At 64.8% G+C, this 21,490-nt stretch carries 18 protein-coding genes; 8 read left to right on the top strand and 10 right to left on the bottom strand.

What is annotated here, in order from left to right:
• Together KHY18_RS10430 and KHY18_RS10425 are read left to right on the top strand one after the other, a co-directional pair.
• On the top strand, positions 1–1,578 hold a 1,578-nt coding region (locus KHY18_RS10430; protein WP_249729033.1), incomplete at its 5' end, for a long-chain-fatty-acid--CoA ligase.
• Positions 1,579–1,672: 94 nt separating this feature from the next.
• On the top strand, positions 1,673–3,199 hold the full coding sequence (locus tag KHY18_RS10425) for an amidohydrolase family protein (protein ID WP_213299015.1): 1,527 nt from the start codon (positions 1,673–1,675) through the stop codon (positions 3,197–3,199).
• A 3-nt stretch (positions 3,200–3,202) separates the two neighbouring features.
• Here the strand turns inward: KHY18_RS10425 and KHY18_RS10420 are convergent, their stop codons facing one another.
• The 5 genes from KHY18_RS10420 to KHY18_RS10400 all read right to left on the bottom strand — a co-directional run bounded on the left by KHY18_RS10420 (position 3,203) and on the right by KHY18_RS10400 (position 9,642).
• Positions 3,203–4,690 (bottom strand): amino acid permease, encoded by a 1,488-nt coding sequence (locus KHY18_RS10420; RefSeq protein WP_213299011.1) that lies wholly within the window; start codon positions 4,688–4,690, stop codon positions 3,203–3,205.
• A 301-nt stretch (positions 4,691–4,991) separates the two neighbouring features.
• The gene (locus KHY18_RS10415; protein ID WP_213299008.1) at positions 4,992–5,786 is read right to left on the bottom strand and encodes an ABC transporter ATP-binding protein; all 795 of its coding nucleotides are present in this window, start codon (positions 5,784–5,786) and stop codon (positions 4,992–4,994) included.
• A 16-nt stretch (positions 5,787–5,802) separates the two neighbouring features.
• The gene (locus tag KHY18_RS10410) at positions 5,803–6,693 is read right to left on the bottom strand and encodes an ABC transporter permease (protein ID WP_213299006.1); all 891 of its coding nucleotides are present in this window, start codon (positions 6,691–6,693) and stop codon (positions 5,803–5,805) included.
• Positions 6,694–6,802: 109 nt separating this feature from the next.
• Complete coding sequence (locus KHY18_RS10405; RefSeq protein ID WP_213299004.1) at positions 6,803–7,768, bottom strand: ABC transporter substrate-binding protein; 966 nt, start codon at positions 7,766–7,768, stop codon at positions 6,803–6,805.
• Positions 7,769–7,935: 167 nt separating this feature from the next.
• A complete protein-coding gene (locus KHY18_RS10400) occupies positions 7,936–9,642 on the bottom strand; it encodes an electron transfer flavoprotein-ubiquinone oxidoreductase (protein ID WP_213299002.1) in 1,707 nt (568 codons plus the stop codon).
• 203 nt (positions 9,643–9,845) lie between these two features.
• On the opposite strand from KHY18_RS10400, the gene KHY18_RS10395 reads away from it, so the two are divergent.
• Positions 9,846–10,265, top strand: coding sequence for an acyl-CoA thioesterase (locus KHY18_RS10395; RefSeq protein WP_213299000.1), 420 nt, complete (start codon positions 9,846–9,848; stop codon positions 10,263–10,265).
• Positions 10,266–10,269: 4 nt separating this feature from the next.
• Here KHY18_RS10395 and KHY18_RS10390 read toward each other — a convergent pair whose 3' ends face one another.
• The 4 genes from KHY18_RS10390 to KHY18_RS10375 form a co-directional block, all read right to left on the bottom strand.
• Entirely contained in the window at positions 10,270–10,848 is a 579-nt protein-coding gene (locus KHY18_RS10390) for a peroxidase-related enzyme (RefSeq protein ID WP_213298998.1), read from the bottom strand.
• Positions 10,849–10,934: 86 nt separating this feature from the next.
• On the bottom strand, positions 10,935–12,002 hold the full coding sequence (locus KHY18_RS10385) for a PDDEXK nuclease domain-containing protein (RefSeq protein WP_213298997.1): 1,068 nt from the start codon (positions 12,000–12,002) through the stop codon (positions 10,935–10,937).
• Positions 12,003–12,164: 162 nt separating this feature from the next.
• Complete coding sequence (locus KHY18_RS10380) at positions 12,165–13,610, bottom strand: catalase (protein ID WP_213298994.1); 1,446 nt, start codon at positions 13,608–13,610, stop codon at positions 12,165–12,167.
• Between the two features lie 117 nt (positions 13,611–13,727).
• A complete protein-coding gene (locus KHY18_RS10375; protein WP_213298991.1) occupies positions 13,728–14,270 on the bottom strand; it encodes a PAS and helix-turn-helix domain-containing protein in 543 nt (180 codons plus the stop codon).
• Between the two features lie 88 nt (positions 14,271–14,358).
• Between KHY18_RS10375 and KHY18_RS10370 the strand changes: the two genes are divergently transcribed.
• From KHY18_RS10370 to KHY18_RS10360, 3 genes are all read left to right on the top strand, one after another.
• Positions 14,359–15,066, top strand: a complete 708-nt coding sequence (locus tag KHY18_RS10370) for a CoA transferase subunit A (protein ID WP_213298988.1) — start codon at positions 14,359–14,361, stop codon at positions 15,064–15,066.
• 2 nt (positions 15,067–15,068) lie between these two features.
• Positions 15,069–15,707 carry a 3-oxoacid CoA-transferase subunit B gene (locus KHY18_RS10365; RefSeq protein WP_213298985.1) on the top strand — a complete coding sequence of 213 codons (639 nt, stop codon included), beginning with the start codon at positions 15,069–15,071 and terminating at the stop codon, positions 15,705–15,707.
• Between the two features lie 98 nt (positions 15,708–15,805).
• Positions 15,806–17,242 carry an HD-GYP domain-containing protein gene (locus tag KHY18_RS10360; RefSeq protein WP_213298982.1) on the top strand — a complete coding sequence of 479 codons (1,437 nt, stop codon included), beginning with the start codon at positions 15,806–15,808 and terminating at the stop codon, positions 17,240–17,242.
• Positions 17,243–17,249: 7 nt separating this feature from the next.
• On the opposite strand, the gene KHY18_RS10355 is transcribed toward KHY18_RS10360, so the two are convergent.
• Positions 17,250–19,478, bottom strand: a complete 2,229-nt coding sequence (locus KHY18_RS10355) for an AsmA family protein (protein ID WP_213298979.1) — start codon at positions 19,476–19,478, stop codon at positions 17,250–17,252.
• A 225-nt stretch (positions 19,479–19,703) separates the two neighbouring features.
• Here KHY18_RS10355 and KHY18_RS10350 point away from each other — a divergent pair, with 225 nt between their 5' ends.
• The gene (locus KHY18_RS10350) at positions 19,704–20,615 is read left to right on the top strand and encodes a pseudouridine synthase (protein WP_213298976.1); all 912 of its coding nucleotides are present in this window, start codon (positions 19,704–19,706) and stop codon (positions 20,613–20,615) included.
• A gap of 98 nt (positions 20,616–20,713) precedes the next feature.
• Positions 20,714–20,986: a PsiF family protein gene (locus tag KHY18_RS10345; protein ID WP_213298973.1), complete on the top strand. Its 273-nt coding sequence runs from the start codon at positions 20,714–20,716 to the stop codon at positions 20,984–20,986.
• Positions 20,987–21,490: the final 504 nt, after the last annotated feature.

Below are 21,490 nucleotides of genomic sequence, written 5' to 3'. Positions count from 1 at the left end.
CTGGGCGATACCCTGTCATGGCCCGCGCGCTACCTGCCCCACAAGGAGGCGCTGGTCGCCTGGGACGGCGGCCAGCGCCGCGCCTGGACCTATGCGCAGCTCGACGCCGAAGTCAATCGCCATGCGCATGGCCTGCTGGCGCTGGGCATTGCGCGCGGGGATGTGGTCGCGGCCTTTCTCTATAACACGCCGGCCTTCGTGTTCATGCTGCTGGCCGCGGCGCGCATAGGCGCGGTGTTCAATCCCATCAACTACCGGCTCGCGCCCCAGGAGCTGGCGTTCATTCTGCAGGACGGCAACGCGCGCGCCCTGGTCTTCGAGCGTGAAGTCGCTGACGTCGTGGCGCGCACCCAGGCCTTGCTGGCCGATGACGGCGCGCGGCCCGCGCACTGGATCTATGCCGATGAAGGCGCGGCCGACGCCACGCCCGAAGGCGCGAGCGCACGTCTGAGCGAGCTGGCAGCGGGCCGCGGCAGCGATGCGCCGCAGGTGCCGGTCGACGAGACCGACCCCTGCATCCTGATGTACACCAGCGGCACCACGGGCCGGCCCAAGGGCGTGCTGCACACCCACCGCAGCAAGCTCGCGCACAACGCGCTGATGCACCAGGTGATGCAGCTGCGCCGCGAAGATGTAGGCCTGTCGGTCGCGCCGCTCAACCATACGGCCGAGCTGCACACCAGCTTCCTGCCGCGGCTGCAGGTGGGCGCGACGCTGGTGCTGCAGCGGCGCTTCGACGCCGCCGAAGCCTGGCGCCTGGTCGAGGCCGAGAAAGTCACGTTCTTCTTTGCCGCGCCGACCATGGTCTCCATGCTGCTGCACGAGCCCACGCTGGCCGCGCGCGACACGCAAAGCCTGCGTCTGGTCGAGTACGGCGGCGCATCGATGGCGCCGCACCTGATACGCGAATGGACGCGCCAGGTCGGCTCGGGCCTGGTGCAGGTCTTCGGCACGACCGAGATGGGGCCTTGCATGTCGGTGCTCTATCCGCACGAGCAGCTGTCGCACGCGGGCTCGGCCGGCCTGCCGGCGCTGAGCCATGACCTGATGGTCGCGCAGATTCCCGCCGATGGCAGCCCCACCGATCCGGCCGTGCGCTGCGCGGTCGGCGAAGTCGGCGAGATCCTGGTGCGCGGCCCCTGCATGATGGCCGGCTACCTCCACCGCGCCGACGCCAACGCGCGCGCGCTGGCCCATGGCTGGTACCACACGGGCGACATGGGGCATCTGGACGCCGACGGCTATCTGTGGATTCGCGACCGCATGGACTACATGATCAATTCGGGCGCCGAGAACGTCTATCCGCGCGAAGTCGAGGACGCGCTGGTCGAGCACCCGGGCGTGCTCGAAGTGGCCGTGGTCGGCGAAGCCGATGAACGCTGGGGCCAGGTGGTCGTGGCGCATGTGGTGCGCAAGGCCGTGGCCGATGCGGCCGACGCGGCACAGCTCGATGCCTTCCTGGTGCACGGCGATCGCCTCGCGGCCTACAAGCGCCCGCGCCGTTACCACTTTGTCGAGTCGCTGCCCAAGACCACCAGCGGCAAGATACAGAAACATCTGCTGCGCCAGCCCCACTGAGGTTCAGAGGCTGCAATACCCGGATCAAGGGCTCCTGCATTGGCTGCAGGGTCCTTTTTTTCGTTGTAATGACAGCAGACCAGGGGAGGACATCATGGCGCTGCCCGCACGCATCTTCGATTTGCACACGCACCTGTTCAATGCGCGCTATCTGCCGTTGGCCAGCGTCATTGCCCATGCGATGGGCCGCGATGCGAGCCCGCTGGCCCGCCAGGTCGCGCGCCTGCTGCAGGCCTTGACGGGTTCGGCCTATGCCGATGTACCCGTCGAAGCCGTGTTCTCGCAGGCCACAGAAGATACGCTGGAGCTCGAATGCCTGGAGCATATCTGGCGCATGGTCGAGTATGAGCTGCTGCTGGGCACGGGATCGCTCGAGGCTGTGGAGCAGGGCGCGTCGCCGCAGCTCGAGCAGTCGCTCGAAGCACCGGTGTTCGACCGCCTGCGCGCCTCGCAGTTCATGGACATCCTGCTGACACTGGACCAGATCGATTACGCCGCCGAAGGCTGGCCCGGCCCTCTCCCGCCCGAAGCCCAGGAGACCGCAACGCAGCAGAGCCCCGAGATGGCCGGGAGTTTCTCGGATTTTCTGCACTGGGCCGAGCGCGTGGTGCGCAAGGCCTTGTGGGTCGTGACCCGGCTGATGGACCCCCAGGCCTGGGGCGCGGCCGTCAATTACCCGGCCTTTTTCCTGACGCTGCTGCATTCCGAGGAGCAACTGCTGCAAAAGCTCTTCGCGAGCTATGGCGCGGGCCTGCCGCCGCTGCAGGCCGCGCACTATCTGCTCGACATGCAGATGGCCTTCGCCGGACAGGAAGCGCCGTTCTACCCGTTGCAGCCCGTGCAGGAAGACCGCATGCAGGCGCTGCAGCGCGCGCATCCGGCGCGCATCTTCGGCTTCAGCGCCTTCGATCCGCGGCGCGAAGACTGGCATGCGCGTGCGCTGCATTCGCTGGGCAAGGGCTTCGCGGGCTTCAAGTTCTATCCGGCCATGGGCTTCAAGCCTTTGGGCAATGAACCCGCCATACAGGCACGAGTCGATGCATTTTTCGACTTCTGCGTTGCGCGCGACCTGCCGGTGTTCGCGCATTGCACGCCCGTGGGCTTTCAGACGCGGCTGCGGCTGGGCGGCCATGCGCATCCGCGCCATTGGCGCGCGGTGCTGGAGCAGCCGCGCTGGCAGGCGCTGCGCCTGTGCCTGGGCCATGCGGGCGGCGGCAATCTGCGCAATGGGCCGCTGCATTCATGGGGCTGGTTCGCGCGCTCCGATGAGGAGTGGCAGCATGAAGACAACTTCGCGCGCATCGTGAGCGACCTGTGCACCAGCTGCCCGAATGTGTATTGCGAAGTCGGCTATCTGACCGAACTGCTCGAAGACGATGGCCTCGCGCGCTTCGACGCCAATCTGCAGCGCGCGCGCCAGGCCGCGCGCGCGGCGGGACGGCCGTTCGAGCTGCTCGACAAGATGGCCTACGGCTCCGACTGGCATATGCCCGAGGTGGTCACGCGCACGCGGCGTTATCTGGAGCTATGGCTTGCACTGATGGAAAAGCCCGCGTATGCGGGCTTTCGTGAGCCGTTCTTCTGGAAGAACGCCTACAGGTACCTGCGGCTGCCGCCGTGAAACTCAGTAAGGCTCGGCCTTGACCTTCATTTCGCTGTAGGCAACGATGCGCGAACCCTTGACCAGCCGGTAGCCCAGCCAGATCAGCAGGAACAGCGGCAGGCCGATATAGGTCGCCACCACGCCGCCCCAGTCGACGCGGTCCTGGATGAAGGCCTGGTAGTTCTGGCCCAGCGTAATCACCAGGCACAGCACGAACGCGAAGATGGGGCCGAACGGGAACGCGGCCGCGCGGTAGGGCAGCGCGGCCAGGCTCAGGCCCTGGGCTTCATAGCCCTTGCGAAAGCGGTAGTGGCTGATGGCAATGCCCAGCCAGGCGATGAAGCCCGTCATGCCCGACAGGTTCAGCAGCCAGATGTAGACCGCTTGCGGGCTGAAGATGTTGGTCAGGAAGCACAGCGCGGCCACGGCCGTGGTCGCCAGCAGCGCCATCAGCGGCACGCCGTTGCGGTTGACGCGCGCGAAGATGCGCGGCGCCATGCGCTGGCAGGCCAGCGTGTAGAGCATGCGCGTCGACGCATACATGCCCGAGTTGCCGGCCGACAGCACCGAGGTCAGCACCACGGCGTTCATCACGGCCGCGGCCGACAGCAGGCCGGCGCGCTCGAACACCAGCGTGAACGGGCTCACGCTGATGTCGCTCACGTCGTTGCGCAGCAGCTGCGGGTCGTTGTAGGGCAGCAGCAGGCTGATGATCAGGATGGCGAACACGTAGAACAGCAGAATGCGCCAGAACACCTTGCGCACCGCGCGCGGCACGTTGCGCGCCGGGTCTTCGGATTCACCGGCGGCGATGCCGATCAGCTCCGTGCCCTGGAACGAGAAGCCGACGATCATCGCCACGCCGATCAGCGCCGCAAAGCCGCCCGCAAAGGGCGCGTCACCCACGGTCCAGTTGGCGAGGTTGCCCCAGATGCCTTCGGGCGCGCCGCCTTGCAGTATGCCCAGCACCATCAGCAGGCCCAGCCCGATGAAGACGATCACCGTGACCACCTTGATGGCGGCGAACCAGTATTCGGCTTCGCCGAAACCTTTGACCGAAATCGCGTTGAGGCCGAACATCAACGCGAGGAACAGCGCGCTCCAGACCATGCCGTTGACGTCGGGTATCCAGTAGGCCATGACCAGCTGCGCGGCCACGAGATCGACGGCAATCGTCACCGCCCAGTTGTACCAGTAGTTCCAGCCCAGCGCGAAGCCGAAGCCTTCGTCGACATAGCGCGCGCCGTAGGTCGCGAACGAACCCGAGACCGGCAGGTGGGCCGCCATTTCGCCCAGGCTGGTCATGAGGAAATAGACCATCAGGCCGACGACCATATAGGCGAGCAGCGCGCCGCCCGGGCCGGCCTGGGAAATGGTGGCGCCCGAAGCCACGAACAGGCCCGTGCCTATGGAGCCGCCGATGGCGATCATCGACAGGTGGCGCGCCTTGAGGCTGCGGCGCAGGCCGGGTTCGGCCGGGCTGCTGGTAGGGGAAGCGTTGTCGCTCATTATTTTGATCCTGTGTTCCGCTGCGTTACGCCCGCGGGCAGGAACGCAAAAGGCCGCACTGGCGCGGCCCGGAAAAGCGGCATTGTGCGTGATTTGCACCGCCGTGGTGCTTCATTCCCCAAAATTCTTAATGGACTTGAGAGGAATTGAAGCGCCTGCCGCCGCGCATGGGGCGTGCTGGCCGAGGGCAGGGGCGCCCTTCGACAGGCTCAGGGCGAACGGTTATCCGCTCAGGGCGAACGGCCATCCGCTTATCGCTGCGCGGCAGCGACGCTGTCTCTTGAGCGCCTGAGGAAGGCGATCAGCCCAGCAGCAATGCGTCGTCGGCGAGCTTCTCGCCGCGCACCTTCTCGAACATCTTGAGCAGGTCGGGCACGTCGAGGCGCTTGCGCTCCTCGCCGCTGACGTCGAGCACCACCTGGCCCTGGTGCAGCATGACGGTGCGGTCGCCCACGTCGAGCGCCTGGCGCATGCTGTGCGTGACCATCATGGTCGTGAGCTTTTTCTCGGCGACGATGCGCGCCGTGAGCTGCAGCACGAAGTCGGCGGTGCGCGGGTCCAGCGCGGCCGTGTGTTCGTCCAGCAGCAGGATGCGCGACGGCTGCAGTGCGGCCATCAGCAGACTGACGGCCTGGCGCTGGCCGCCCGACAGCAGGCCTATGCGGTCCGACAGGCGCTTTTCGAGGCCCAGGCCCAGCGTCGCCAGGCGCTCCTGGAATACTTCGCGCATATTGGCCTGCACGGCGCGCGTGAGCCGGCGGGGCGCACCGCGGCGCTGGGCCAGGGCCATGTTTTCCTCGATGGTCAGGTCTTCGCAGGTGCCGGCCATGGGGTCCTGGAAGACCCGGGCCACGCGCTCGGAGCGCGACCAGACGGGCAGGGCGGTCACGTCCTGGCCGTCGATGACGATGGTGCCGCCGTCGACGCGCTGGTCGCCCGAGACGGCGTTGAGGAAGGTGGACTTGCCCGCGCCGTTGGAGCCGATGACGGTCACGAACTGCCCGGCCGGAATCTCCAGCGACAGGCCGCGCAGCGCGCGGGTTTCGATCGGCGTGCCGGGGTTGAAGGTAAGAACGATGTCTTTTGCACTCAGCATGGAATCTCCGACCGACTTATCGCGGCTTGCGCTTGGACAGCTTCTGCTTGAGCTGCGGGATGACGAGGGCGACGGTCACGAGCACGGCGGTGACCAGGTTCAAATCCTGTGCCTTGAGGCCGATGAAATCGCTGTTGAGCGCGGCCGCAATGAAGAAGCGGTAGACGATGGCGCCCAGCACCACGGCCAGCGTCGCATAGATGATGCGTCGCGAAGGCAGCAGGCTTTCGCCGACGATCACGGCCGCCAGGCCGATGACGATGGTGCCTATGCCCATCGAGATGTCGGCGCCGCCCTGGGTCTGCACGAACAGCGCGCCGCCCAGGCCCACCAGGCCGTTGGAGACCGCCATGCCCAGCAGGATCATGCCGCCGGTGTTCACGCCCTGGGCGCGCGCCATGCGCGCGTTCGAACCGGTGGCGCGAATCGCCAGGCCGCGTTCGGTCGAGAAGAACCAGTCCATCGCGAGCTTGGCGATCAGCACGATCACGGCCAGGATCAGCGGGCGCGCGACGTAGTCGGGCATGCCTTCGGGCTGGAGCATGGTGAACAGCGTCGCGTCATTGATCAGCGGCACGTTGGGGCCGCCCATGATGCGCAGGTTGACCGAATACAGCGCGATCATCATCAGGATGGACGCGAGCAGGTCCATGATCTTGAGCTTGACGTTGAGCCAGCCCGTGAGCATGCCCGCGGCCGCGCCCGCGGCCGTCGCGGCCAGCGTCGCGAGCCAGGGGTTGGTGCCCGTGGAAATCAGGATGGCGCAGACCGCGCCGCCGAGCGGAAAGCTGCCGTCCACGGTGAGGTCGGGAAAGCGCAGCAGCCGGAAGGAGATGAAGACGCCCAGCGCCACCAGGCTGAAGATCAGGCCGATCTCGATGGCGCCAAGAAATGAGAAAAATGACATGGGGAGTGCGGTTGCGCCCGCAGGCTGGGTAAAAACAATGGCAGGTCCGTGCATAGTACGGTACCTGCCATATGGAAGCCCCCACCGGGCTATATACCCGGGTGGTTGTTTACTGGATCACTTGCGCGGCCGACTTGACCAGCGCGTCCGACAGCTTCACGCCTTGCTTCTCGGCGGCACCGGGGTTCACGAACAGCTCCATCTTGGTGCTCACCTCGGGCTTGATGTCGCCGGGCTTCTCGCCCTTGAGGATGCGCGCCACCATGCGGCCGGTCTGCTCGCCCAGGTCGCGGTAGTTGATGCCGTAGGCCGCGACTGCGCCGCGCTTGACGGAATCGGTGTCGGAAGCGACCAGCGGGATTTTCGCATCCTGGCCGACCTTGACCAGGGCTTCGTAGGCCGAAACCACGTTGTTGTCGGTGTTGGTATAGATCACATCGACCTTGCCGACCAGGCTGCGCGCGGCGCTGCTGACGTCGACCGAGCGCGGCGCCGCGGCTTCGACCAGGGTCAGGCCCAGCGTGGGCAACAGCTTCTGCATCTCCTTGACCACCACCATCGAGTTCGCTTCGCCGGGGTTGTAGACGATGCCCACGCGCTTGGCGTTGGGCACGACCTGCTTGACGAGCTGCATCTGCTTGTCGAGCGCGAGCAGGTCGGAAACGCCGGTCACATTGCCCTTGCTCGGCTCCCAGCTCGCGACCAGCTTGGCGGCGACGGGGTCGGTCACGGCCGAGAACACCACGGGCACGGCCTTGGTCGCGGCGACGACGGCCTGGGCCGAAGGCGTGGCGATGGCGACGATGGCGTCGGGCTTGTCACCGATGAACTTGCGCGCGATCTGCGCGGCGGTGCCGGTATTGCCCTGGGCGCTCTGGTATTGCCACTTGAGGTTCTTGCCGGTTTCGAAGCCTGCATCCTTGAGTGCGGCCTGCACGCCGTCACGCACGGCGTCGAGCGCGGGGTGTTCGACGATGGCGGTCACGGCCACCGATTTCTGCTGGGCATGCACCGAAGTCATCGATGCCAGTGCCAGAGCCACCGCGCCCAGAGGCGCCAAGGACAGGAATTTCATTTATATCTCCACCGCTGAATGAATGTTGTGCTCCGAACGAAGCCTGTCTTCGAAGTCTACTGCAGCACAGCAGCCTTGCGAACGAGTCGGACCCCCGTGGTTTCACGGTGCGCGCAGGCCGGGGTGCGGCCCGGCGATGAAAAAAGGCCTGCAGCGCAGGCCTTGGTTCACATGCCCGAATAGTTCGGGCCGCCGCCGCCTTCGGGCGTGACCCAGACGATGTTCTGCGTCGGGTCCTTGATGTCGCAGGTCTTGCAGTGCACGCAGTTCTGCGCGTTGATCTGCAGGCGCTGGGCGTCGCCGCCCGCCGCTTCGTCGGGAACGAACTCATAGACGCCGGCCGGGCAGTAGCGGCTTTCGGGGCCCGCGTAGCGCGTGAGGTTGACGCTCACGGGAACGCTGGCATCCTTGAGCGTCAGATGGGCCGGCTGGTTCTCGGCGTGGTTGGTGTTGCTGATGAACACGCTCGACAGACGATCGAAGGTCAGCTTGCCATCGGGCTTGGGGTAGACGATGGGCTTGCAGTCGGCCGCGGGCTTGAGGTAGGCGTGGTCGGGCTTGTCGCGGTGCAGCGTCCAGGGAATGTTGCCCTTGAGCACGAACTGCTCGAAGCCGTTCATGATGGTCGCGGTGGTCAGGCCCTTCTTGAACCAGGCCTTGAAGTTGCGGCTCTTGTTGAGCTCGGTGTACAGCCAGCTGTTCTCGAACGCGGTGACATAGCTGCTCAGCTCGTCGCCCTGGCGGCCGGCCTGTATGGCCTCGAACGCGGCTTCGGCGGCCAGCATGCCGGTCTTGATCGCGGCGTGGCTGCCCTTGATCCGGCTGACGTTGAGGAAGCCCGCGTCGCAGCCGACCAGCGCACCGCCGGGGAACACGAACTTGGGCAGCGACAGCAGGCCGCCGGCCGTGATCGCGCGCGCGCCGTAGCCAATGCGCTTGGCGGGCTTGATGCCCTTGGCTTCGTCGCCTTCGAGGTAGTAGCGGATGTTGGGATGGGTCTTCCAGCGCTGCATTTCCTCGAACGGGCTCAGATACGGGTTCGAGTAGTCGAGGCCCGTGATGAAGCCCAGCGTGACCTTGTTGTCTTCCATGTGATACAGGAAGGCGCCGCCGTAGGTGTCGGCCTTCATGGGCCAGCCCGCGGTGTGCAGCACAAAGCCCGGCTGGTGGCGCGCGGGGTCGATTTCCCAGAGTTCCTTGACGCCCAGGCCATAGGTCTGCGGATCGCGGCCTGCGTCGAGCTTGTAGCGTGCGATCAATTGGCGGCCCAGATGGCCGCGCGCGCCTTCGGCGAAGATCGTGTACTTGCCGTGCAATTCCATGCCCAGCTGGAAGTCGCCCGTGGGCTCGCCGTCCTTGCCGACACCCATGTTGCCCGTGGCCACGCCCTTGACCGAGCCGTCTTCGTTGTAGAGCACTTCGGCGGCGGGAAAGCCGGGGAAGATTTCGACGCCCAGGCCTTCAGCCTGTTCGGCGAGCCAGCGCACGACATTGCCCAGGCTCACGATGTAGTTGCCGTGGTTCTGGAAGCAGGCCGGCAGCAGCATGTTGGGCGTGCGCAGCGACGACTTCTCGCCCAGGAACACCATGGCGTCGTCGGTCACGGGCTGGTTCAGCGGCGCGCCGAGTTCCTTCCAGTTGGGAATCAGCTCGGTCAGCGCCTTGGGGTCCATGATCGCGCCGGACAGGATGTGGGCGCCGGGCTCCGAGCCTTTTTCGAGCACCACGACCGACAGTTCCTGGCCTTTTTCGGCCGCCAGTTGCTTCAGGCGAATCGCGGTGGACAGGCCGCCGGGGCCGCCGCCGACCACGACCACGTCGTATTCCATGGCCTCGCGGGGGCCGTACTGGGCCAGGATTTCATCATTTGTCATCGGGCGTCTCTTTTTGATTCAGATGGGTAGGCGTAACGCGGCGCACCTCGGCCGGGCGCGCTCCAGCAGCGGCTGATTCTATGCGCAGCGACCGCGCGTTCATGTCACCTGCGATTTTTTCTGCGCGCGCTGTCGCCTGTGTGGCCGCCGTTGTCCGCCGTTCCTGCGATGCTGTTCGGCAGGCCGAATACCGAGGATGTCCGATGAAAATTGAAATTCCGCGAGACAAGAAGCGGGTGCACGAACTGCGTTTTCCGGTGCGCTGGGGCGACATGGACGCGATGGGACATGTCAACAATGCCCAATATTTTCGCTATATGGAGACGGCGCGCATCGAGTGGATGTGCGCCATCGGCTGTCAGCCGGCGCCGCAAGGCCAGGGGCCGGTGATCGTCAATGCGTTCTGCAATTTCTACCAGCAGCTGGCCCATCCCGACCAGTTGCTGCTCACGACCTACGTCAGCGACCCGGGCCGCTGCACGTTCGAGAGCTGGTGCACGATAGAGCGCGAAAGCCAGCCGGGCGTGATCTGCGCGGCCGGCGGCGCGACCGTGATCTGGGTCGATGCGGCGCTGCAAAAGGCCAGCCCGTTGCCGGACTGGATGCGCGCGCTGGTGAGCTGAGCCGTCAGACCTTGGTTTTGGGAACGCGGCCCATCAGATAGAACTCGGGATTGGGCTGCATGCCGGCAAAGCTGGCCATGCGGTTCGACAGGCCGAAGAACGCGGTGATGGCCGCGATGTCCCAGATGTCCTCGTCATCGAAGCCATGCGGGTGCAGCGCCGCGAAATCGGCGTCGTCGATTTCGTGGCTGCGTTCGCTGACCTTCATCGCGAAGTCGAGCATGGCGCGCTGGCGCGGCGAAATCTCGGCCTTGCGGTAGTTGACCGCGAGCTGATCGGCGAGCAGCGGCTTCTTTTCGTAGATGCGCACGATGGCGCCATGCGCGACCACGCAGTACAGGCATTGATTGGCGGCGCTGGTGACGGTGACGATCATCTCGCGCTCGCCCTTGGTCAGCGAGCCTTCTTCCTTGAGCATCAGCGCGTCATGGTAGGCAAAGAACGCACGCCATTCGGCGGGCCGGCGCGCGAACGCGAGGAACACATTCGGAATGAAGCCGGCTTTTTCCTGCACTTCGAGAATGCGCGCACGGATGTCTTCGGGCAGGGCGCTGAGATCGGGGAAAGGGTAGCGGGATGGCATGGGTGATGTTCTGCTGAGAGGATGAACCCAGCTTAGACCGATGCAGCGTTCCCAGCCATGCGAACAATCCATAGGTTTCGCGGCCGTCAGGCGCTTTCATCCGGATGCCGCTGCTCTATTTGCCAACGTGCGCGCTCGGTTGCCTGCTGCAAACGGGCAATCAGTACCGTGCGCGGCGGCAAGTGGGTCAGGTATTCGGCGACGTGGATGCCTGACTTGTGCAGCTCCAGCAGCTCGATCTGCTCGCGTTTCTTACCGGTGCAAAGAATGATGCCCAATGGCGAGGCCTCCTGAGGCTCGCGTTCGTGCTGGTCGAGCCAGCGCAGGTAGAGTTCCATCTGCCCCTTGTAGGCAGGCTTGAACTCGCCGAGTTTCAATTCGACCGCCACCAGCCGACGTAGTTTGCGATTGTAGAAAAGCAGGTCGAGGTGGAAGTCTTCATCGTCGATCTGAATCCGCTTCTGCCGGGCGACGAAGGAAAAACCTGCGCCCAGTTCGAGCAGAAAAGATTCCATCTCACGGATGATCGCAGCCTCAAGATCGCTTTCCTGCCAGCTGTCCTGTAATCCCAGAAAGTCGAGGATGTACGGGTCGCGCATAAGCAGCGTCGGGGACATGCGTTGCGCGTCGCGCAGTGCAGCCAGTTCCTTTGCGACGGTCTCATCCGGCTTTTGCGACAGCGCAGTGCGTTCGTACAGCATGGAGTTGATGCGCTCGCGCAGCGTCCGTACGCTCCAGCGTTCGGCGCAGGCCATTTGCGCGTAATAGTCCCGCTGAAGCATGTCTTTCAGCGGTATCAGCGCGATGAAGTGGGTCCAGCTCAATTGTCGTAGCAGTGATACGAGAATTTGCTCGTCGGGGAAAGCATGGGAAAACTGCACCATCCGGCGCAGGTTTTTCTCGGCAAAGCCGCTGCCGTAATCTTTCACTAGTTGCGCCGCCAGCGTGGGCAGCACTTGCTTGCCATAGGCGCCGCGACGTCCGTCCAGAACTTGCGTCTCGATACGCTGACCGATGCGCCAATAAAGCATCGTCAGTTCGCTGTTTACCGCCGATGCCGCGCGCTGGCGTGCCGCCTCTATCAAAGAGCGGATATCGCCCAGCAGCGCCGATGGCGCTGCTGCCGGATGCGTTGATGTGTTGCGCCGGTTCATATGGCCACCTTCATCCGCTGTCATTCGTCCTTCATGCCAGGGCTTCGACCTTTCGACTGATCGCATCCTTCCAGGCACAGTGCAGCGAATTGGCGCCATCATGAACCAAAAAAAGCCCCCACAGGCGTATGGCCGGTGGGGGCGTGAGCACGGCGCTGGCGCTTAGTTGCCGGCCTTGAGCGCCGCAATCGCCTTGGCCACGCCTGCGCCGTAGGCCGGATCGGCCTGGGTGCAGTGGGAGATGTGCTTTTGCACGATGTGCTCCGACACGCCATTGATGTTGCGCGCCGTGTTGTCGAACAGGCGCTGCTGGGCGTCGGGCGTCAGCAGGCGGAACAGGTCGCCGGGCTGGGTGAAGTAGTCGCTGTCGTCGGCGCGGTAGTTCCAGCGGTCGGCCGCGCCGTTGAGCGCCAGCGGCGGCTCCTTGAACTCGGGCTGCTCCTGCCATTGGCCCTTGGTGTTGGGTTCGTAGGCGATGGTCGCGCCGAAATTGCCGTCGACGCGCATCGCGCCGTCGCGGTGGTAGGAGTGCACCGGGCAGCGCGGCGCGTTGACCGGAATGCTGTGGTGGTTCACGCCCAGGCGGTAGCGCGCGGCGTCGCCGTAGGCGAACAGGCGCGACTGCAGCATGCGGTCGGGCGAGACGCCGATGCCGGGAACGAGGTTGGCCGGCGTGAACGCCGACTGCTCGACATCCGCGTGGTAGTTGTGCGAATTGCGGTTGAGTTCGACCACGCCCACTTCGATCAGCGGATAGTCTTTCTTGCTCCAGACCTTGGTCAGATCGAAGGGGTGGAAGCGGTAGGTCTCGGCTTCGGCTTCGGGCATGACCTGCACGCACAGCTTCCACTTGGGGAACTCGCCGCGCTCGATCGCGCCCAGCAGGTCGCGCTGCGAGCTTTCGCGGTCGCCAGCGACCACGGCCGCGGCTTCGGCATCGGTGAAGTTTTCAATGCCTTGCTGACAGACGAAGTGGAACTTCACGTAGAAGCGCTCGTTCTGCGCGTTGTAGAAGCTGTAGGTATGCGAGCCGAAGCCATGCATGTGGCGGTAGTCCTTGGGAATGCCGCGGTCGCTCATGACGATGGTGATCTGGTGCAGGGCTTCGGGCAGGCCGGTCCAGAAGTCCCAGTTGTTTTCCGCCGAGCGCATGTTGGTGTACGGATCGCGCTTGACGGCCTTGTTCAGGTCGGGGAACTTGAGCGGGTCGCGGAAGAAGAACACGGGCGTGTTGTTGCCCACCATGTCCCAGTTGCCTTCCTCGGTGTAGAACTTCATCGCGAAGCCGCGGATGTCGCGCTCGGCATCGGCCGCGCCGCGCTCGCCGGCGACGGTGGAAAAGCGCGCGAACATTTCGGTGGTCTTGCCGATCTGCGAAAAGATCTTGGCCTTGGTGAAGCGCGTGATGTCGCCCGTGACGGTGAAGGTGCCGAACGCGCCCGAACCCTTGGCATGCATGCGGCGCTCGGGAATCACTTCGCGGTTGAAGTGGGCGAGCTTCTCGAGGTGCCAGATATCCTGCAGCAGCATCGGTCCGCGCGGACCCGCGGTCATCGAGTCCTGGTTGTTGGCAACGGGAGCGCCGGCGACTGTGGTGAGTTTGTTCATGCGTGGCCTTTCGTTATGGGGTGAAGCAGATTTCATTATTGAGGACAATCCGCGCGCTGCCACCGCCCGCGCGATTGCAAGTTTGCAACTGCGTCATAGGAATTTTTGTGACAGTTATCAACCCTGCGTCAGCTTGCGCACCAAATCGGCGGCCGTGGCCGCGCCATATTTGCGCATCAGGCGCGCGCGGTAGATCTCCACCGTGCGGTGGCTGATGCCCAGGGCCTTGCCCATTTCCTTGGAGGTCAGGCCTTCGAGCAGGCGCGCCGCGACTTCGCGCTCGCGGCCCGTGAGGCCGGCCTTGACGGGGCGCTGGGCGCTCAGGTCTTCGAAGCTCCAGACACCAGCGGCATGCGGATTGCCGCGTTCTAGCGTGCGGCCCGAGACATGGCACCAGAATGCCTCGCCCGTGGCGCGCTGCATGATGCGGCTGTCGGAGTACAGGCCGGTGGCGCTCAGTATGGGCGCCATGCGCAGGCCCAGGCGCTCGTATTCTTCGACCGAGGGGTAGAGCACCTGGAACGACTGGCCGATCAGCAATTCGCGCGAAGCGCCGAACATCGTGCACAACTGCTGGTTGCAATCGGTCATGATGCGGTTGCGGGAAATCGCCAGGCCCACGGGAGCCATCTCGAAAGCCAGCCGGTAATCTTCAGTCATAGGTGCCGTTCATAGTGCAAATCTTTACGGAAAACTACGTACTTTGCTACGTAGTATCCTAGCGCAAACCCCTTACCAGGAGACAAGAGTGAAAAAGCTTTACCCCTCAGCGGCGCAAGCGTTGCAAGGCGTGGTGGCCGATGGCCAGACGCTGGCCGTCGGCGGCTTTGGCCTGTGCGGAATTCCCGAAGCGCTGATCGATGCGCTGCGCGACAGCGCGGTACAGAACCTCACTGTCATCTCGAACAATGCGGGCGTCGACGGCTTCGGCCTGGGCAAGCTGCTCGAGACGCGCCAGATCAAGAAAATGATCTCGTCCTATGTGGGCGAGAACAAGGAATTCGAGCGCCAGTACCTCGCGGGCGAGCTGGAGCTTGAGTTCACGCCCCAGGGCACGCTGGCCGAGAAGCTGCGCGCGGGCGGCGCGGGCATTCCGGCGTTCTTCACCAAGACCGGCGTGGGCACGCTGGTCGCCGAAGGCAAGGAATTGCGCGATTTCGACGGCGAGACCTATGTGATGGAGCGCGCGCTGGTGCCCGACGTGTCGCTGGTCAAGGCGCACCGCGCCGACAAGAGCGGCAATCTGCAGTTCCGCCTGACCGCGCGCAACTTCAACCCTGCGGCGGCGACGGCCGGCAAGGTCTGCATCGTCGAAGTCGAAGAGGTGGTCGAAGTCGGCGAGATCGCGCCCGATGACATCCATCTGCCGGGCATCTACGTGCACCGCATCGTGCACAACCCGAACCCCGAAAAGCGCATCGAGAAGCGCACCATCACCGCAAAGCAAGGAGCCTGACCATGGCGTGGACCCAAGACCAGATGGCCGCGCGTGCGGCGCAGGAACTCGAAGACGGCTTCTACGTCAACTTAGGCATAGGCATTCCTACCCTGGTGGCGAACCACACGGGCGACAAGGAAGTCTGGCTGCAGTCGGAGAACGGCATGCTGGGCATAGGCGCGTTTCCGACCGAAGATCAGGTCGATGCCGATCTGATCAACGCCGGCAAGCAGACCGTGACGACCATTCCCGGCTCGGCGATCTTCGGCAGCGACCAGTCGTTCGCGATGATCCGCGGCGGCAAGATCAACCTGTCCATCCTGGGCGCGATGCAGGTCAGCGAAAAGGGCGACCTGGCCAACTGGATGATCCCGGGCAAGATGGTCAAGGGCATGGGCGGCGCGATGGACCTGGTGGCCGGCGTCAAGCGCGTGATCGTGCTGATGGAGCATGTCGCGAAGAAAAAGGACGGCACGACCGACCTGAAGATCCTGCCGCAGTGCACCTTGCCGCTGACCGGCGTGGGCGTGGTCGACCGCATCATCACCGACCTGGGCGTGTTCGACGTGACGCCTGAAGGCCTCAAAGTGGTCGAGCTGGCAGAAGGTGTGGCGTTCGATGAGGTCCAGGCCCAGACCGGCGTGACGCTGCTGCGCTGAGTCTTTCTTCGCTGCAATGACATACGGCCCGCAAGGGCCGTTCCATCTGGGGCTTGCATTGGCTTACATTTAGGGCCTGTCCCAATACACTCCAACGAATGTCAACAAGTGCTCTCCCAGACCCGGATGCGGTGCCGGACGATCTGCGCGACAGTGTGCATTTCCTGCGGGCGATCACGCAACTGGCCGAAAACGACAACGTCATCACGCACAGCCCGATCTTCACCGACAAGGGCATCAAGCTGGTCGAAAGCGGTGCGCGCATCGACAGCCGCCTCTATGACCGGCTGGTGCAGGCGCCGCTGCGCGAGGCGATAGACCACCATCTGATGGTCGACAACATGGTCTGCATCCAGTCCATCGAAGCCGAAGTCATGGTGCAGTGCGAAACCGTGGGCCTGGTGCGCAGCCTGGTCGAAGCGCTGGGCGGTGTAGACCGCCTGCTCACGCCGCTGCGCTTCATGCCCCTGCCCAGGCCGATTGCGTTCAAGCTGACGCTGATGCGCGAGCAGCGGCCCGAACTCTACGCCCACAGCCTGCAGATGATGCTGGTGGCGCTTTATCTCGCGGTCAAGGCCGGCTGGACCGAGCGCGAATGCGTTCCGCTGGCCGCGGCCGGGCTGCTGCACGATATCGGCATGCTCTACATGCCGCCGGCCTGGACCGATACCGAGCACAAATTGACGCCCGAGGAGCGCAAGCAGCTGGTCGCGCACTCGGTCACCGCCATGTGGGTGCTGCGCGAGCAGCGCGTCTATCCGCTGTCGGTACAGGTCGCGGTGCTGGAGCACCATGAGTGCATGGACGGCAGCGGCTACCCGCGCGGCCTGCAGGGCGAGCAGATTTCGGCGATGGGGCAGATGTTGATATTGGCCGAAGTGGTTTCGGCCTTCCACGAAAAGTATGCCGACATGGCGGGCTCGCGCCTGTCGCTGATGCTGCGCATGAACCACCGCCGCTATCCGCCCGACCTGGTGCGCAAGATCCTTCCCTTGCTCGCGGGAGAAGTCGACACCAGCCTCGAGATCGGGCCGCTGCTCGATGAAGTGCAGAGCTTGACCGCCTTGCTGGGCGAGGCGTTTGCGCGCTGGGGCCAGTTGCGCGCGCAGCTGCCCGCGTCGCTGCCGGCTTCGTCACCGTCGTTGGCCAAGACCCCGCCACGGCCTGTGGACCGTGCCGTGGTCTGGCTCGACGGGCGCCTCAAGGTGCTGGAAAAGGAACTGGCCCAGGCCGGCTCCCACCCCAAGCAGCTGCCCGATTTGCTGGGTTATCTGAAGGACGATCTGCAAGGCATGGCCGAACTGGCGCTGCTGCACCGCGAAGCCGTATGGCAGCTCGAATCGACGGCCAACAACTGTCTGCGGCGCTGGCCGCAACTGCTGGACCGCGCCACACCTGTCGAGCATGCGCTCGCTGCCTGGTGCCAGGCCGCGGGCCGGCATGTGGGCCCGCAGTCCGGCAAGGTCCAGCGCGAAGCGCCCGCGGAGCCGGCGCCTGAGGCCTTGCCCGAGCAGGCCGACGCACCGAGCGTCTAACCGCCATTCAGGGCGCGCGCGGCTTCTTGTTCGCGCCCTTGTTGCCCGACTGCACCGCTGCCCGGCCCTGGGCCAGCAGCTGGCTGCAATTGGCGTCGTCTTCAGCGCCTGGCACGGTGATGGGCACCAGTGCCAGCGCGACCGGCGCGATGGCAATCGCCGCCGCCGCCGCGCCCGCGCGCAGCAGCAAAGGCCCGGCCTGCGGCCCGACCTGGGGCTTGGAGAAGGGACCGCGTACATACAGCGGCGTGCGCAGCGAGAAGAACTTCCATTCGAGCGATTCGGGCTTGATCAGCAGATCGAGCTGCTCCTGCGCCAGATCGATGGTGCCCGTGGCCTCGACATTGGCTTCGGGCGTGGCAAGTTTCACCACGCGCGCCTGGGCCACGCCCTGGCGCACCGCGAAATCGGCGACCGCGCACTGCAGCTTGACTTCCTTGTCGTCGCCGAACAGCTTGGCGACCACGATGGAGCCTACGTTAAGCGCCGCGAGATCGAGCAGCTGGCGGCTCAAGGTGCCGTCGCGCACATAGAGCTTGAACTCGCCCGTGCTCGAGCCCAGCAGCTTGGCGATGGAGTTGCCCTGGGCGCTGAGCGCCACGGCGCCATCCATCTGGCCCAGACTCTTTTCCATCAACGCGACCTTGGGGAACAACGCCGACAGCTTGAGGCCGGCGACCGTTCCCTTGATCTCGCCCTGCAGCGGTTTCTTGTTGCTGTCGAGCACCACGACGGTGTCGAACTTGCCCTTGGCGACGCCGAAGCGCAGCGGATCGAGGCGCAGCACGCCGTCCTTGAGTATGGCGTGCGTGTTCAGCGCGTCTATGGGCAGGTTGTCCGAGCTTATGACATGCTTGCCATCGAATTTGAGATCGAGGTCCATCGCATTCCAGCGACCGATCTCGAAAGTCTTGTCGGGCAGTATCCGTGCGCCCGTGGCCCGGGCCTGCTGGGCCTTGGCTTCGGACGTGCCCAGCACCGGCACCAGATCGGCCAGGCGCAGCTGTTCGGAGCGCATGTTGCCGACCAGCTTGGCGCGTGGCTTGCCCGAGGTGTAGGCCAGGCTGCCCTGCAGATCGCTGCGGCCGACCTTGCCGCGGAAATCTTCATATTTCCAGACGGCTTTTCCGGGCTCCAGGCTGCCGGTCAAATGGCCGCGGGTGTCGAAGGTGGGCGTGTTGGGCAACACCAGTCCCGTGAGCGGATAGAGGTCGGCCATGCTGAAGCCTTCGAGCGTCACGTCGAAGTCCAGGCCCGACAGCGCCATGGGATTGGCCAGAATGCCTTCGGCCGTGGCCGCGATGCTGCCCGCGCGCGCCGAGAACTGCAGCGGATAGTCCACCTTGCGCTCACGCAGGCTCAGCACCGGGCCGGCCTTGCCCTGTCCCGTGACGTTGGCTTTGCCATAGCGGCCCGTGAGCACGAAGCCCATGCCGTAGGGGCTGTCGGCGGGCGCATCGTCTATGGTCGCCAGACGCGCGCGCACCGCCAGGTCGATCGTGCCATCGAGGTAGCCCAGCCAGCCTTGCTTGATCTGCAATTCGTCCACGTCGAACTGCCAGGGGTTGGCACTGGGTTCAGGGCGCTCGAACCGCCAGTTCGTGCTGCCGTCCTTGCGCCGCGCGACCACGATATCGGGCTCCTCGAGCACCAGCGTATCTATCTGCAGCTGGCGCGCGAGCAGCGGCCACAGCCGCAGCGAGGCGCTGGCGCGGGCCACGCTGCCCATGGTCGCGGGATCGCGCGCCGGCGGGGCGACGGCGGTGGTGTCGGCAACCGGTTGGGCCGCGGCGGCCTTGGCGTCGGTCTTGCCAGTCGCTTTGGCCGTGGCCGCAGCAAGCGCCTGGCGCGCGGGCAGGGCGGGCAGGCCCGTTACGGCCTTCGCGGGCGCTTCGGGGGTGGTGAAATCAAGCGGGTTGCCCAATGTCAGCTGTTCGGCGTGCAGCGTGACGCCGGGTATCCAGTGGCGCCAGCCGGTGTCTAGCGGCTGCGGCCACTGCCATTGGGCGGTCAGCGGCCCGGCGATGGAGAAACTGCGGCCCGTAGCCTCGCTGACTTTCTGTTCTATCCAGGGTTTGTAGCGGTTCAGGTCGGCATAGATGATGAACAGAATGGCCGCGACCAGCAACGCCAGCAGCAGCGCGACGATGGCGCCCACCCAGCGCAGCGCGCGCTGGCGTTTGCGTCGTACGGGAGGCTGGACTGCAGAGGTGTCTGGGTGTTCTTGTGGAGTCATGCGCGGCAAAGGGGAAATCAGTCGAAAAAGCGCGGATCCGCGCGGGCAACCGTCCTCGGTTGCAGGATGAATGCATCCTAGTCCCGCAGGACGCGGCATCCAAGCGCGGGGCAGACGCTCGCGCCATTGGCTTACAGAAAAAGCCCCGTAGAGCCCTGTTCCAGGCCCGCGCACAGGCCGCGCACCGGCGGCAACGGGGCGAACAGGCCCTAAAATCACGCCGCCATGCACAACCCGCACGATCCCAAAGTTCTGCCCATGCGCGCCGGCGTCAGCCCCAGCTGCATCGCCCTGCCCAACCAGGTCGACGGCAGCATTCTCGATTTCCTGGCCGAACGGCTGCCCGCGGTGTCGCGCGCCGATTGGCAGGCGCGCATGGAGGCCGGCGACGTGGTCGATGAGCACGCACAGCGCGTGCTGCCCGCGCGCCAGATGGTGCCAGGCCTGCGCCTGTACTACTACCGCACGCTGGAGAACGAAGCCCCCGTGCCGTTCGAAGCCCAGGTGCTGTTTCGCGATGAACATCTGCTGGTGGCCGACAAGCCGCATTTCCTGCCCGTGGTGCCGGCCGGGCGCTACCTGCAGCAAAGCCTGCTGGTGCGTCTCAAGCGCGCGTTCGACCTGCCCGACCTGTCGCCCATCCACCGCATAGACCGCGAGACCGCGGGACTGGTGCTGTTTTCGACACAGCGCGCCACGCGCGGCCTCTACCAGGGAATGTTCCGCGACCGCGCGATCGACAAGACCTACGAAGCCGTGGCGCCGTGGCGCGCGCATCTGGCGTTTCCGCGCGAGCACGCGAGCCGCCTGGAGGAGAGCGCGCAGTTCTTTCGCATGCACGAAGTGGCCGGTGCGCCCAACAGCTTCACGCGCATGGAGGTGCTGGAGCAGGCCGGCGACTGGGCGCGTTACCGGCTGATGCCGGTGAGCGGCAAGCGCCACCAACTGCGCGTGCACATGGCGGCGCTGGGCCTGCCGCTGGTCGGCGACACGCTGTACCCCGAAGTCAACGACGCGCCCGAAGGCGATTTTTCGCGGCCGCTGCAGTTGCTGGCTCGCTCGCTGGCTTTTCGCGACCCGCTGACGGGCGCGCAGCGCGGTTTCGAAAGCCAACGGAGCTTGAACCCGCTGCCCTGAAAGAATGCTGCGCTGCGGGCAAGCCTCGCTTCAGGAAAGCGCGAGGATGTGGTGGAATAGCTTTGCGCTGGTCGTCAGCGTTTTTTGGGGACATTCTCATGAAGCAATTCGTTGCACTGGCCGCATTGGCCTTGGCCGCCAGTCTGAGCCTGGCGGCAGACAAGGTTCCCACGCCGCAGCAAAAGCTGATGGGCACCTGCAATACAGAAGCCACGGGCAAGAAAGGCGATGAACGCAAGGAGTTCATGAAGTCCTGTCTCTCGGACGGCAAGAAACTGCAGCAGGAGCGCATGAAGCTGTGCAACACCCAGGCCACGGGCAAGGCGGGTGATGAGCGCAAGGCCTTCATGGGCCAGTGCCTGAAGAAATAGCGTTGCATGCAGGGCCGCCGCGCGCGCGGCCCGTTGTGTTCCCGGCGCAGGCGCAGCGTGCGGGACGGGCGGTGGCGCTTTCTTGCAGCCTGCCGCAAATAGTCGAAGGCCCGCGCCATCCGCGCCGGCCAATATCTGGATTTCTCTGCGAAACCGATGAAAGTCGGGCCCTGCTCGCGGCCTTATTAATTCCTCCGGCTCTGTGCGAGGCGATTTCCCGCAATGGGTGATTGCCCGTGCGCGCAGGGCCGGCGCGAAAGACACTTTTTCTGTCTGCACATGCGATTTCGTTTTTCGCGACGACGGTCGTCGCACCAAGAGATGATTTTTTGTTAATCATTCTTTGGTGTCTAATACTTTAAATCAATCGGAATTTCTCCATTTATATTTGAGTAATTCGGGTCGCTTGGCGCGCTGATTTGTAGGCCGTAGGCTATTTATCACAACGCATAATTGAAAATAAGTAGGTAATAGGCGTGGTGGATTGATTTTCTTAATAGCGTC

The organism is Acidovorax sp. CCYZU-2555, from assembly GCF_018413525.1.
Taxonomy (GTDB): Bacteria; Pseudomonadota; Gammaproteobacteria; order Burkholderiales; family Burkholderiaceae_C; genus Comamonas.
The sequence above is the reverse complement of the archived record's forward strand: the minus strand, read 5'-3'. Positions and strand labels throughout refer to the sequence as shown.